A 14,766-nucleotide genomic window follows, 5' to 3' on the forward strand; every position below is an offset into this window, starting at 1 on the left:
AGAATCAGTTATCTTTAGTGAAAAAACCTTGAAATGTCACCTTGTCGCAATGAAGTCCGATTAAATCTACCTGTATGTTGTAGTTCATCTCGAAGTATTTTGCGAAGCTCAGTTTTTGAAATTTCTTTCGTTTCTTCTTTTACTTTCACTGTTTCTGTTTGATTTACTTTCATTAGTAACACTTGTTTAATACCAGCCATATTCAAGCCTTGATCTAATAAATCTTTAATCTCTAACAACTTATCTACATCGTTAAATGAAAACAATCTACGATTCCCCTTTGTACGGGTTGGAGAAACAAGATTATGCTCTTCATAGTAGCGAATTTGACGTGCAGATAATTGTGTTAAATCCATAACAATACCAATAGGAAACAGCGGGGCAGAACGTCTATCTTCTTTCATTGTTTCAGTTCCTCCTTCGCCTTAACTGCTTCTCATTTTATACCATGTTATGTTTAGTGTCAATAGATGTTAGCTTTTCTTACATGATTTTTTATAAATTTTTTCATTCTTTTTTCTAATGAAATTAATCATTACTTTCATTAGAAAAAAGCTGTCGAAATCGACAGCTTCCCCTTAAGAAATTGTTAATAATTCTTTTTCAATTAACGCATCAATTGCAGAACAAATCGCAATCTTCACATGTGAATAAGTTAACCCACCTTGCACGTAAGCAACATAAGGCGGACGAATCGGACCATCAGCTGACAATTCAATACTTGCACCTTGAATAAACGTTCCCGCAGCCATAATTACATCATCTTCATAACCCGGCATATAATTGGCATATGGAGTGAAGTGCGAATTAATTGGAGATGCATATTGAATCGCTTGGCAGAATGCAATCATACGATCTTTATCATCAAATTGAACAGACTGAATTAAATCTGTTCTTGGTGCATTCCATGCTGGTGATGTATTCATTCCTAACTTCTCTAAAAATGCAGCTGTAAAAATCGCACCTTTTAGCGCTTGTCCCGCTACATGCGGCGCTAAGAAGAAACCTTGATACATTTCTTGCAGACTGTATAAAGATGCCCCTGCTTCCGCACCGATTCCCGGAGATGTTAAACGATATGCACACGCTTCAACATACTGTTCTTTACCAACAATGTAACCACCAGTTTTAACAATTCCACCACCAGGGTTTTTAATAAGCGAACCTGCCATTAAATCTGCACCAACATGACATGGCTCTTGCTCTTCAATAAACTCACCATAACAGTTATCGACAAACACAACAACATCAGGTTTAATTTCTTTAACGAATGCTATCATCTCTTTAATTTGAGAAATAGTAAAAGATGGACGTGTAGCATAACCTTTTGAGCGCTGAATCCCGATCATCTTCGTATTACTATGAATTGCAGTCGCAACAGCTCCAAAATCAACAAGCCCCTCTTCAGTAAGCGGAACTGCATTATAACCAATATTATATTCTTTAAATGAACCTACACCTTTTCCGCGTACACCAACGATTTCTTCTAACGTATCATATGGTTTGCCAGTGATGTACAATAACTCATCTCCCGGACGTAAAACACCGAATAGCGCTGTAGAAATAGCATGAGTACCTGAAATAATTTGCGGACGTACAAGACCAGCTTCCGCTCCAAATACATCCGCATACACTTTTTCTAACGTATCACGGCCAATATCATCATAACCGTAACCTGTCGTCGGAATAAAATGCGAATCACTAATTTTATGTTTACGAAAACTTTCTAAAACACGAAACTGATTGCTTTCAATTACTTCATCCGCGCGTTTATGTACTTCTGTAATCTGGCTCTCTACTTCTTTTACGATTGGAGCAATTTTTTCTCCATTTTTCAAACGATCAAACATTTTTATTTTCTCCTTCTTCCACTAAAAATCTCTTTAATTGCACATTAAGCGATGAATGAGCAAAAATATACCCTCCGCAATCATATACAAATTTATCTTCTAGAAACTCCATCTTTGTTAATAGCGTATCCGTCTTTAATAACGTTAACAACTTACCTTCACTCGGTGGAATTTCCACTTGATAACGATCCATTTCTTCCTTCATTTTCGTTTCTATCGCTTCTTTTATATGTAATAAATCACTTTGTTCAAAGGCACTAGTCATTAAGAAGTCACTTTTCGGAAACGGAATAAAGTTTTGATGTAATTCATCTTTTTTATTATATAACGTAATAATAGGAATATGATTAATTTCAAGTTCTGACAATAATTGCTTTACTGTTTTCTCATGCCCTACATAATTAGGATCTGCTGAATCAACTACATGTAAAATAACATCCGCTTCACCAGCTTCTTCTAATGTCGAACGAAAAGCAGCAATTAATGACGTAGGTAAATCTTGTATAAAACCAACCGTATCAGTTAGTAATACTGTATAACCTGAAGGTAACGGCATCTTCCTTGTCGTCGGGTCTAGCGTTGCAAACAACAAGTTTTCTTCAAACGTATCTGCTTCCGTCAATCTATTAAACAGTGTAGATTTTCCCGCATTCGTATACCCTATTAATGAAACTTGAAATACTTTATTATCTTTTCTTCTCTCACGATATCTTTTTCGATGCTCCACAACAACCGCAAGTTGTTTCTTTATTTCATCAACGCGTGATCGAATATGACGACGATCCGTCTCAAGTTTCGTCTCACCCGGCCCTCTCGTTCCAATACCACCACCAAGACGTGATAAAGACAATCCTTGTCCCATAAGACGTGGCATTGTATATTGCAACTGAGCTAATTCTACTTGAAGCTTACCTTCCCTCGACTTCGCACGTTGCGCAAAAATATCTAATATTAGTTGCGTTCGATCAATTACCCTCGCATCTAATACTGAGGATAAATTCCGAATTTGACTCGGCGTTAATTCGTTATTAAATACGATAACATCCGGTTCTAATTCTTCCGTTAACATTGTAAGCTCTTCTAATTTACCTTTACCTATATAAGTCGCCGGATGAAACTTCGGTCGTTTTTGCGTTGTAGACACTAATAATTCTGCTCGTGCAGTCTTCGCTAGCGATGCAAGCTCTTTCATGGAATGCATAAACTTTTCATCATCATCTTGTGGCAATTGACAGCCTACTAATATGACTTTTTCTTTTTCTTCCATCAAATATGTTCACTCATCCTTTTCGAAATTTAAACCTTCTAATATAATAGCAGAGGAAGCACATTTCATCTAGTTAGCGGGGGAGAAAATTCATGGCATGGGAGATTTTTAGCATCATAGGCACAATCGCTTTCGCACTAAGCGGAGCCATTGTTGCAATGGAAGAGGATTATGATATTTTCGGGGTGTATATTTTAGGAATGGCAACCGCATTTGGGGGAGGTGCCCTTCGTAATTTATTAATCGGTTATCCGATTGTCGCGTTTTGGCAACAAGACATGTTATTCCAAATCGCACTACTATCAATGACGATTATTTTTCTTTTTCCTAATAAATTAATTAGACACTGGAAAAAGTGGGAAAATATCACTGATGCTATCGGCTTATCAGCATTCGCCGTACAAGGAGCATTATATGCTCAAAAATTAAATTTACCAATTAGCGCTACAATCGTAGCAGCTGTTTTAACTGGTATTGGCGGTGGTATCATCCGCGATCTTTTAGCCCGCAGAAAACCTCTCGTCCTTCGAGCTGAAGTATATGCCTTTTGGACGATTCTAGCAGGTTTCTTAATCGGTGCTCAAATTATTGTTAGCGATTGGGCTCTATATACCTTATTCATTTTAATTGTTTGCTTCCGCATGGTTTCTATTCATTACAAATGGCATTTACCGCATAGACGCATCGATACAAAAGAACGTTCAATGCATAAATAGCAATCTAACCTCTTTACATATCGTAAAGAGGTTTTTCTTTTCTAATGAGTTTTTCTTTACATAATGTTTATACTAATCCTCAAAGCGAGGTGAATACAAATGACAAACCATGTTAATAAAGGTGCTCAAAAAAGCTCAGTAGGTCAAATTGAACACGATCCTAATTCTGCACACGAAAAAAGCGCTAAAATGGAACACTTCCATAAATCTTATCAAGAAAAAGCAAAAAAAGAGTAAAAGCACTTATACAAAAAACAGACGCACAGTTTACGTACTGTGCGTCTCCTCTTCAAGCATCAAATCACAACTTGATATCCCAATTAAATCATATTTATCATACGTATCCTCTTGCAACAACCGCATAGCCTGTGTACGAATCGATTTTTCAACAATATTCCGTACATATCGTCCATTACTAAATGATGTAATTTGCGACGAGTACTTTACAGCATGTAAATGATCTCTAAATTTCCATTCAGCCTCTTTCGATAACTGGTATTCACGTTCTTCATACATCCTCTTCCCTATTTCTAACAGCTGATTTACCGAGTAATCCGCAAATTCAATTATAAATGGAAAACGTGATTGCAGACCTGGATTTAATGAAAGAAAGTGATTCATTTCTCTTGAATATCCGGCTAAAATCAATACAAAACCGTGTTGTTTATCTTCCATATGCTTTACGAGCGTATCAATTGCTTCTTTCCCAAAATCTTTTTCTCCCCCTCGGGCTAATGAATACGCCTCATCAATAAACAAAATACCTCCCATTGCTTTTTTTATTAAATCTCTTGTTTTTTGAGCTGTATGACCGATGTACTCTCCTACAAGATCCGCCCGTTCAGCTTCAACTAAGTGCCCTTTTGATAGAATATTCATCTCAAACAACAATTTCCCTATCATTCTAGCAACAGTTGTCTTCCCTGTACCTGGATTCCCTTTAAACAACATATGGAGTACTTGCTTCTCAGACTTCAACCCTATTTCTTGTCTTTTTTTATTTACATAAATCCAAGCATATATTTCTTTTATTATCTTTTTTATATCATCCATCCCAATAAGCTTTCCCATTTCTTCTTCAATTCTTTGCAACATCTCATGTTTCGTAGTAGTTTCACTTGAAATCACTGTTTTATTTTCTGCGGCTGGTAAAGAAATTTTCTTTCGATGATTTAAAACAATGTTAATTTGATTATTATTTTTCTTTCGCATCGATTGTTCCATACAATCACCTCATTTTATCCACTCACCAAATATTATTATTCCTGTCTCCCTTGCAAATGACTATTTTCAGAAAAGTTTGCTATAATATAAGAAATAATGAAGGTGGTGGGACTATGGAGACATCGGAATTCCATGATACAATACAAGCCTTTTCTATTTTTTTATTAAATAAAGGCCGAAAAGCTTCAACCATTAAACGTTATGTTTATGACATTGAAGATTTCGGACATTGGTTAGAAAAAAACAAAAAGCTCCCTTCCAGTAATATATGGGCTACACTTTGTACAAAAGACTACGAAGATTACTTTTCCGACCTAAAAAAGAATCGACATTACTCAGAGAAAACGATGCACCGTGTATTTATTGTATTAAATAGAATGCATCATTTTCTAAACATCCCTAACCCATTAAAGAATATGGAAATTTCTATTCAACCAGACCGCACACTTCGTAACGAAGATTTCATTTCATCTGATGAAGAAAAAAGATTAAAACATATAATCACTTCATTAGAAGGACTTTCAGAAAAACAACGTCCTGTGCGCCCATTATTAATGGATCGTAATGTTGCTATTTTAAACTTATTAATCGACTATGGATTATCCTTACAGGAACTTACAGCGTTAACTATGCATCACGTTCACTTTGAAACTAACACATTTTCTATCCCAGCAACCGCAGGGGTAGAAAGAACAATTACATTAACTAACGAAGACAAAAAACAACTATATACTTATTACAAAAACATCCCTGAACCCGTTCGTCCAAAATACCATAGTCATGACCCATTATTTATCGCATTTGATTTTAATCGTGGAACATACAGATGGGTATACGAAAATGATGCACCGAAGGGATTAACAGAAATCGCTATCCAAAAAATGATTCGCCTTGAAGTATCTAGAGCTAATTTACGTAAAGGAATCTCAGGACAACACTTTCGTAACACCTATATTTTAAACTTAATAAAAAAAGAAACTCCGGAGTCAGAAATTATAAAACTAGCTGGATTCAAATCAAAAGTTTCACTAAAACGATATTATCAATATGCAGAAAATAGAAAAAACGCCTTATCATAAGGCGTTTTTTCTATTTTTTCTTTAAACAAACGATTTTACTATGACCATTTAACTAATTTTTGCATCTACTATGATGAGTTTCGTTCATATCCTCATGAGAAAGGAGAGATTTAATGTCTCATTATAACGACAGTCAGAACAAATTCTCCAAACCATGCTTTCCAAGTAGCGCCGGACGAATCCAAAATACCCCATCAATCCCAGTTACTAAGGCACAACTTAGAACATTCCGTGCAATCATTATTGATTTAACAAAAATAATCCCAAAACTTTTCGCAAATCCATCTCCTCAAAATATTGAAGATCTAATCGATACATTGAACCTACTAAGTAAATTTATTTGTTCACTAGACGCTACTTCCTCCCTGAAAGCACAAGGGCTAGCTATTATTAAAAACTTAATAACTATATTAAAAAATCCAACCTTCGTAGCAAGCGCTGTATTTATCGAGCTTCAAAATCTAATTAATTATTTACTTTACATTACAAAACTATTCCGAATCGACCATTGCACACTTCAAGAGCTTCTTAAATTAATAGCAGCATTACAAACCGCTCTAGTTAATTCTGCTTCATTCATTAAAGGACCTACTGGACCTACTGGGCCAGCAGGTGCTACCGGTGCCACTGGTCCTCGAGGTAACACGGGCGCTACTGGTGCTACTGGTCCTCAAGGTAACACGGGCGCTACTGGTGCCACTGGTCCTCAAGGTAACACGGGCGCTACTGGTGCCACTGGTCCTCGAGGTAACACGGGCGCTACCGGTGCTCAGGGTAACACGGGTGCTACTGGACCTCAAGGCGTTCAAGGTAACACAGGTGCTACTGGTGCTACCGGTGCCACTGGTCCTCAAGGTAACACGGGCGCTACCGGACCTCAGGGCGTTCAAGGTAACACAGGTGCTACGGGTGCCACTGGACCTCAAGGTAACACAGGTGCTACTGGACCTCAGGGCGTTCAAGGTAACACAGGTGCTACGGGTGCCACTGGTCCTCAGGGCGTTCAAGGTAATACAGGCGCTACTGGACCTCAAGGCGTTCAAGGTAACACAGGTGCTACCGGACCTCAGGGCGTTCAAGGTAACACAGGTGCTACCGGACCTCAGGGCGTTCAAGGTAATACAGGCGCTACTGGACCTCAAGGCGTTCAAGGTAACACAGGTGCTACGGGTGCCACTGGTGCCACTGGTCCTCAAGGTAACACGGGTGCTACCGGACCTCAGGGCGTTCAAGGTAATACAGGCGCTACTGGACCTCAAGGCGTTCAAGGTAACACAGGTGCTACTGGACCTCAGGGCGTTCAAGGTAACACAGGTGCTACGGGTGCCACTGGTCCTCAGGGCGTTCAAGGTAATACAGGCGCTACTGGACCTCAAGGCGTTCAAGGTAACACAGGTGCTACCGGACCTCAGGGCGTTCAAGGTAACACAGGTGCTACCGGACCTCAGGGCGTTCAAGGTAATACAGGCGCTACTGGACCTCAAGGCGTTCAAGGTAACACAGGTGCTACGGGTGCCACTGGTGCCACTGGTCCTCAAGGTAACACGGGTGCTACCGGACCTCAGGGCGTTCAAGGTAATACAGGCGCTACTGGACCTCAAGGCGTTCAAGGTAACACAGGTGCTACTGGACCTCAGGGCGTTCAAGGTAACACAGGTGCTACGGGTGCCACTGGTCCTCAGGGCGTTCAAGGTAATACAGGCGCTACTGGACCTCAAGGCGTTCAAGGTAACACAGGTGCTACCGGACCTCAGGGCGTTCAAGGTAACACAGGTGCTACTGGACCTCAGGGCGTTCAAGGTAACACAGGTGCTACCGGACCTCAAGGTGCTCAAGGTAACACAGGTGCTACCGGTGCCACTGGACCTCAAGGCGTTCAAGGTAACACGGGCGCTACTGGTGCCACTGGACCTCAAGGTGCTCAAGGTAACACAGGTGCTACTGGTGCTACCGGACCTCAGGGTGTTCAAGGTAACACGGGTGCTACTGGACCTCAAGGTGTTCAAGGTAATACAGGTGCTACTGGTGCTACCGGACCTCAGGGCGTTCAAGGTAACACAGGTGCTACCGGACCTCAAGGTGTTCAAGGTAATACAGGCGCTACTGGACCTCAGGGCGTTCAAGGTAACACAGGTGCTACCGGACCTCAAGGTGCTCAAGGTAACACAGGTGCTACTGGTGCTACTGGACCTCAGGGCGTTCAAGGTAACACAGGTGCTACTGGTGCCACTGGACCTCAAGGTGCTCAAGGTAACACAGGTGCTACCGGTGCTACCGGACCTCAGGGTGTTCAAGGTAACACGGGTGCTACTGGACCTCAAGGTGTTCAAGGTAATACAGGTGCTACTGGACCTCAAGGTGTTCAAGGTAATACAGGTGCTACTGGACCTCAAGGTGTTCAAGGTAATACAGGTGCTACTGGACCTCAAGGTGTTCAAGGTAATACAGGTGCTACTGGACCTCAAGGTGTTCAAGGTAATACAGGTGCTACTGGACCTCAAGGTGTTCAAGGTAATACAGGTGCTACTGGTGCTACTGGTGCTACCGGACCTCAGGGTGTTCAAGGTAACACGGGTGCTACTGGACCTCAAGGCGTTCAAGGTAACACGGGCGCTACTGGCATAGGAGTTACCGGACCTACCGGACCTTCTGGTGGGCCTCCTGGACCTACTGGACCTCAGGGACCTCAAGGTAACACGGGTGCTACCGGGCCTCAAGGTGTTCAAGGTAACACAGGTGCTACTGGTGCCACTGGACCTCAAGGCGTTCAAGGTAACACAGGTGCTACTGGTGCCACTGGACCTCAGGGCGTTCAAGGTAACACAGGTGCTACTGGTGCTACTGGTGCCACTGGACCTCAAGGTGTTCAAGGTAATACAGGCGCTACTGGACCTCAAGGTGTTCAAGGTAACACGGGCGCTACTGGTGCCACTGGACCTCAAGGCGTTCAAGGTAACACGGGCGCTACTGGTGCCACTGGACCTCAAGGTGCTCAAGGTAACACGGGCGCTACTGGTGCCACTGGACCTCAAGGTGCTCAAGGTAACACGGGCGCTACTGGTGCCACTGGACCTCAAGGTGCTCAAGGTAACACGGGCGCTACTGGTGCCACTGGACCTCAAGGTGCTCAAGGTAACACGGGCGCTACTGGTGCCACTGGACCTCAAGGCGTTCAAGGTAACACGGGTGCTACTGGTGCCACTGGACCTCAGGGCGTTCAAGGACCAACAGGTGCTACCGGCGCCACTGGTATAGGAGCTACTGGACCTACTGGACCTTCTGGTGGACCTACTGGACCTACCGGGCCTACTGGACCTAGCTTCCCTGTAGCAACAATTGTTGTAACAAACAACATTCAACAAACAGTACTACAATTTAATAACTTTATTTTCAGTACTGCAATTAACGTAAACAATATTATCTTTAATGGCACAGATACAGTTACAGTTATCAACGGTGGTATTTATGTAATTAGCGTATCTATTTCTACAACTGCGCCAGGATGCGCTCCTCTTGGAGTAGGTATTTCGATTAATGGAGCAGTCGCAACTGATAACTTCTCTTCAAATTTAATAGGCGACTCACTTTCATTTACTACAATCGAAACGTTAAGAGCTGGCGCAAACATTTCTGTCCAATCTACTCTTAACGAGATTACGATCCCTGCAACAGGAAACACTAACATTCGTCTAACTGTATTTAGAATCGCTTAAATTTCACTATGTATTGTTTATGGCAAATAAAAAAAGAGCGAGAAACTCGCTCTTTTTTTGTTATGTACAATAATTCATTACTACTCTAATTCAATTGAAACATTTTTTTGTGGTACAAATGTAGAAATTGCATGTTTATAAATAAGCTGTTGCTTACCCTCTGTTTCCAGTAGGACTGTAAAATTATCAAATCCTTTAATTAATCCACGAAGCTGGAAACCATTTAATAAGTACAGCGTAACAAACGTATTTTCTTTACGGAGTTGATTTAAAAACTGATCTTGAATATTGATTGATTGCTTCATGTCGAATCCTCCTCTTTTTCTCTACTTACTATTATTCGACTTTAGTTGTAACTTTCCTTCTATGTATCGTAAAATTTCTGACGTTTTTTCACCGCCTGTAACATCAAACCACGTGACATCCATCTTATTACGGAACCACGTTAATTGACGCTTTGCATAACGACGTGAATTCGTCTTTAATTGTGATACCGCTTCTTCTAAAGAGACACGATCCTCAAAATAATCATATATCTCTTTATACCCAATCGCTTGAATAGATTGACAATCTCGTATCCCTCTATTATACAATCCTTCTACTTCTTCTAATAACCCTTGGTCCATCATTATATCAACTCTTAAGTTAATGCGATCGTATAGCATTTCTCGATCCATTGTCAAGCCAATCAAGGAAACATCGTATAATAACTCGTTTTCTTGTTTTTCAAGTTGATCACTCATTTTTTCACCCGTCGTGTGGAAAATTTCTAACGCTCTAATGACACGACGTACATTATTTGCATGAATACGCTCAGCACTTTCTGGGTCTACTTCTTGTAATTTCTTATGTACATATTCCACACCACGTTCTAATGCTAACTTTTCCATTTGTTCTCGGTATATAGTATCGCCAGCATCATCCGTAAACTGATAATCGAATAAAACAGATTGTATATACAGACCAGTTCCACCAACGATAATTGGCAATTTACCACGCTCTGTAATCTCTCGAATATGCTTACGAACACGTTCTTGAAATTCGGCAACAGAAAATGATTCTTCCGGATTTTTTATATCGACCATATAATGCGGAATTCCATCCATCTCTTCTTTTGTCACCTTTGCAGTTCCAATATCCATCGTACGATAAATCTGCATGGAATCTCCACTTATAATTTCACCATTCAACGCTTTGGCAAGATCAATACTTAACTTCGTCTTTCCAACAGCAGTTGGTCCAATGATGACAGCAACTTTTTCACGTTGCACTTCTCCCATATCATTCAACTCTCTTTATGTAATGTACTCCATCTATTGATTATATCCAATCTTACCAATTTTAACGGCATGATTGCAAGTTCTTTCATTTCGGTACATGAAATTATAAATAAAAAAGAACATAGTTTGTCCAATTCCGCATATACATGATTAAAAATACCTTCGAGAGGATGAGTTGACTATGAAACAATCCACCATTAATTTTTCATCTTTAACAAAAGACCTTATTTTAGCTACTGCTACAAAAGAACAAAATTGTTCACAAGAAGAATTATATTTCGCCTTAAATTGTTTGCTACGTTCTTTTCATTCTACTCTCCAAGAAACAACATTACATCCAGAAAATAAAAATACAGAGTATATACAAAATCAATTTTGCAGTGCCTATAAAATTATTACAGGTAAAACTATTTATCCTTTTCAATAACCCATAAAAGGCGGTTGCTTACATACTTTCAAGCAACCGCCTTTTATATTAATACATATACACTATTTGATCACTTTCACTTTTACAGATTTGCGCCCCCAGCTATTGGCACTACCATCTGAACCGACTAATACATCAATACGATTTCCTTTAATCGCACCACCAGTATCTCCAGCAATCGCTTCTCCATATCCTTCTACCCATACTGTTGATCCAAGCGGAATTACTTTAGGATCAACAGCAATTACTTTCATATTCGGATTTGCTGTTAAATCATGCCCCATTGCAGTTAATACACGACCACCATACGTACCATTCTCACTTGGATGCGCTGTATACGCTGTCGCTTCTACTGTTATTTCACGTCCACCAGCAGGTGCACTTGTTTCAGTAGATTTCGTAACTTGTTTCGTAGTTGACTGCTGTTTTGCCACAGGTTTACTTGATTCTACATTTTTAACAGACTCTTTGCTCTTAACTACTTTATTATTTTTAACCGGCGTATTTACTCTTACTGGCGCCTCTTCTTGCGTTACAACTTCTTTCTTTTCAATTACAGGTGCCGTCCCTGTTAAAAATGGCATGTGAACATATCCCGTTTTTCCATTATAGTCAAATTGTAACCATTCATTTTGAACTTGATTTGTCGTTTCAATTACATCATCTTTATTCAGTTTACCAAGAATTTCAGAGTCAGTATTCGCTCCAGCACGAACATTTAACGCGCCCGCCGTTACATAATATGTACTTTTTGTAAATTCAGCACTTACAAACGCTTCTTTACCATTTAATTTAATTTTTGCCCATCCGTTTTCTGTATTTATAACATCTAATTTATTTCCACTTAACATTTTACCTACAAGCTTTGACTCTACAGTTGGGTTTTCTCTAACATTTAATACATCTGTTGTTACAATCGTTTCTGCTTTCGCAGAACCTGCAAAAATCCCAAGACCAAAAACTGCCGCCGTTGCTATACCTAATAATTTTTTCATGAATAGCCTCCATTTGCTTTGTTTTCGTATTTTCATTATAGCAACAGATTTTTAGGATTTTTAGAAATCACACAATTACAAACCATTCGTAATACACGATTAATGAGTTGTAACATAAATTTCCATATTAATGAATTCCATTTTTAATAGAATCCCCAATAGTTTTCATACATTTTCCACATATCAGCCCAGAATTTTTTTCCAAAAAAAATTACAGTATTACTTTTTTGTTACAAAAAAACCATATTTCATTACATCTTTTACCAAAATTCATCATTCTCCAATTATTAATCTCCTTTTTTGTAATAAAAAAGAGCAGCTAATAAAAGCTACTCCATTTTCATGTGTTATTTAACTTTCTTTTTCCAAATCCCCATCATAAGAGCTGAAATAACTGTCCCTATGAATATCGAGAAAATATATAGCACCGGTTTATTTACTAATGCGATAACAAACAATCCACCATGCGGTGCTGGTAATGTAATTTGGAATAACATAGATAATGCACCCGCAATACTTGAACCAACAACACAACTTACTATTACTCGAATCGGATCTGCAGCTGCAAATGGAATCGCACCTTCTGTAATAAACGATGCTCCCATAATATAATTTGTTAAACCAGATTTACGTTCTGCTTCAGTAAATTTTGATTTAAAGAAAGTAGTTGCGAATGCAATCGCTAACGGTGGTACCATGCCACCGGCCATAACAGCAGAGTGCACGCCAAAGTTCTGCGCTTCTATTGCAGCAATACCAAATGTAAATGCAGCTTTGTTAATTGGACCACCCATATCAATTGCCATCATACCACCTAATATAAGACCTAGTAATATAGCATTCGTACCGTTCAAACCATTTAACCAGCCTGTTAACATTTCATTCAATGCTACCACAGGCGGAATTACTACTTTTTGCATAACAACTCCTGTAATCAACAATCCAAAGACCGGATATAACAATACAGGTTTAATTCCTTCTAACTGTGCTGGTAATCCTGAAAACAATCTTTTCAATCCTAAAACAACATACCCAGCTAAGAAACCAGCAATTAATCCCCCTAAAAATCCCGCATTCGCATGCGCTGCTAAAAACCCACCGACAACACCAGGCATAAATCCTGGACGATCAGCAATAGAACTCGCAATAAATCCAGCTAAAATTGGTACGAGGAATAAAAACGCACCTGTTTTGCCTCCACCAATAGACATTAACAATTCAGCCAATGGTCCTTCTGCTTTTATACCACCAATCCAAAATGCTAGTGCAATTAAAATTCCTCCACCAACAACGAATGGAAGCATATTACTTACACCACTCATTAAGTGCTTATAAATTCCTAATCCTTTTTCTTTCTCTGTACTTTCTGCCTTCCCATCTTCCTTTATTCCTTTAAAAATTGGCGCATCTTGTTTTACAGCTCGATTAAGAAGCGCTTCCGTTTTTCTAATCCCATCAGCGACTGGCACTTGAATGACATGTTTCCCAGCAAAACGGTTCATTTCTACTTGTTTATCTGCCGCAACAATTATAGCCGTTGCGCGTTTAATGTCCTCTTTCGTTAAACCGTTTTTTACACCTGTTGATCCGTTCGTCTCAACTTTAATTGCTATACCTAGCTCTGCTGCTTTTGCTTTCAAGCTATCCGCTGCCATATAGGTGTGAGCGATTCCAGTTGGGCAAGCCGTAACTGCTAGTACGTACGGTTCATTTTCTTCTGGTTTTGCAACTTCAATGTCTTCTTCTTCTTTTTCATTCTCTTTTTCATCAAATAAACGAAGAAGTTCTTCTTCATCCTTTGCTTCTAACAATTGCTTACGAAATCCTTCATCCATTAATAATGTAGATAGGCGCGATAACGTTTCTAAATGAGTATTATTCGCCCCTTCGCTCGCAGCAATCATAAAGAATACATGCGCTGGCTGTCCGTCAAGCGATTCATAGTTGATACCGCTTACACTTCTACCAAAACAAATCGCTGGTTGCTTAACAGCTTTTGTTTTCGCATGAGGTATTGCAATCCCTTCTCCTATTCCTGTCGTACTTTGTGATTCCCGCTTTAAAATAGCTTCTTTAAATTCAGATTTACTATTTAAACGATTTGCTCCGTCTAATTTCTCAACTAATTCATCTATGACAGCTTCTTTATTTGAAGCTGTCAAATTCATAATAACTGTATCCCTTTTTAATAGTTCTGTAATTTTCATATGTTGCT

Annotated in this window: 13 protein-coding genes; 5 read left to right on the plus strand and 8 right to left on the minus strand. The window is 39.6% G+C overall.

Annotated elements, in window-relative coordinates; genetic code table 11:
- Nucleotides 1–14: 14 nt before the first annotated feature.
- The 3 genes from glnR to hflX all read right to left on the minus strand — a co-directional run bounded on the left by glnR (nt 15) and on the right by hflX (nt 3,117).
- Nucleotides 15–404: a transcriptional repressor GlnR gene (gene glnR, locus J0835_RS18075; protein ID WP_000656785.1), complete on the minus strand. Its 390-nt coding sequence runs from the start codon at nt 402–404 to the stop codon at nt 15–17.
- Nucleotides 405–578: 174 nt separating this feature from the next.
- Nucleotides 579–1,850 (minus strand): methionine gamma-lyase family protein, encoded by a 1,272-nt coding sequence (locus J0835_RS18080; protein WP_000460307.1) that lies wholly within the window; start codon nt 1,848–1,850, stop codon nt 579–581.
- The gene (hflX, locus tag J0835_RS18085) at nt 1,843–3,117 is read right to left on the minus strand and encodes a GTPase HflX (RefSeq protein WP_140386874.1); all 1,275 of its coding nucleotides are present in this window, start codon (nt 3,115–3,117) and stop codon (nt 1,843–1,845) included. Before hflX ends, J0835_RS18080 begins: the two co-directional genes overlap by 8 nt.
- A 92-nt stretch (nt 3,118–3,209) precedes the next feature.
- Between hflX and J0835_RS18090 the strand changes: the two genes are divergently transcribed.
- Both J0835_RS18090 and J0835_RS18095 read left to right on the plus strand, forming a co-directional pair.
- A complete protein-coding gene (locus tag J0835_RS18090; RefSeq protein WP_000312270.1) occupies nt 3,210–3,833 on the plus strand; it encodes a trimeric intracellular cation channel family protein in 624 nt (207 codons plus the stop codon).
- Between the two features lie 99 nt (nt 3,834–3,932).
- The gene (locus J0835_RS18095; protein ID WP_176373376.1) at nt 3,933–4,070 is read left to right on the plus strand and encodes a hypothetical protein; all 138 of its coding nucleotides are present in this window, start codon (nt 3,933–3,935) and stop codon (nt 4,068–4,070) included.
- 30 nt (nt 4,071–4,100) lie between these two features.
- Here J0835_RS18095 and spoVK read toward each other — a convergent pair whose 3' ends face one another.
- Entirely contained in the window at nt 4,101–5,057 is a 957-nt protein-coding gene (gene spoVK / locus J0835_RS18100; protein WP_048562529.1) for a stage V sporulation protein K, read from the minus strand.
- A gap of 113 nt (nt 5,058–5,170) precedes the next feature.
- Here spoVK and J0835_RS18105 point away from each other — a divergent pair, with 113 nt between their 5' ends.
- Nucleotides 5,171–6,136: a tyrosine-type recombinase/integrase gene (locus J0835_RS18105; RefSeq protein WP_087981584.1), complete on the plus strand. Its 966-nt coding sequence runs from the start codon at nt 5,171–5,173 to the stop codon at nt 6,134–6,136.
- Nucleotides 6,137–6,249: 113 nt separating this feature from the next.
- Nucleotides 6,250–9,849 carry a Gly-Xaa-Xaa repeat protein gene (locus tag J0835_RS18110; RefSeq protein ID WP_333728155.1) on the plus strand — a complete coding sequence of 1,200 codons (3,600 nt, stop codon included), beginning with the start codon at nt 6,250–6,252 and terminating at the stop codon, nt 9,847–9,849.
- Between the two features lie 80 nt (nt 9,850–9,929).
- On the opposite strand, the gene hfq is transcribed toward J0835_RS18110, so the two are convergent.
- A complete protein-coding gene (gene hfq / locus J0835_RS18115) occupies nt 9,930–10,154 on the minus strand; it encodes an RNA chaperone Hfq (RefSeq protein WP_000813896.1) in 225 nt (74 codons plus the stop codon).
- Between the two features lie 21 nt (nt 10,155–10,175).
- Nucleotides 10,176–11,129: a tRNA (adenosine(37)-N6)-dimethylallyltransferase MiaA gene (gene miaA, locus J0835_RS18120; RefSeq protein ID WP_000504945.1), complete on the minus strand. Its 954-nt coding sequence runs from the start codon at nt 11,127–11,129 to the stop codon at nt 10,176–10,178.
- 181 nt (nt 11,130–11,310) lie between these two features.
- Here miaA and J0835_RS18125 point away from each other — a divergent pair, with 181 nt between their 5' ends.
- Nucleotides 11,311–11,556, plus strand: a complete 246-nt coding sequence (locus J0835_RS18125; protein WP_000814419.1) for a hypothetical protein — start codon at nt 11,311–11,313, stop codon at nt 11,554–11,556.
- Nucleotides 11,557–11,618: 62 nt separating this feature from the next.
- On the opposite strand, the gene entD is transcribed toward J0835_RS18125, so the two are convergent.
- A complete protein-coding gene (gene entD / locus J0835_RS18130; RefSeq protein WP_087981585.1) occupies nt 11,619–12,551 on the minus strand; it encodes a cell wall-binding protein EntD in 933 nt (310 codons plus the stop codon).
- A gap of 347 nt (nt 12,552–12,898) precedes the next feature.
- Complete coding sequence (locus J0835_RS18135) at nt 12,899–14,758, minus strand: PTS fructose transporter subunit IIABC (protein WP_087981586.1); 1,860 nt, start codon at nt 14,756–14,758, stop codon at nt 12,899–12,901.
- Nucleotides 14,759–14,766 lie beyond the last annotated feature (8 nt).

This window comes from Bacillus cereus group sp. Sample62 (assembly GCF_036851315.1).
GTDB classification, from domain to species: domain Bacteria; phylum Bacillota; class Bacilli; order Bacillales; family Bacillaceae_G; genus Bacillus_A; species Bacillus_A wiedmannii.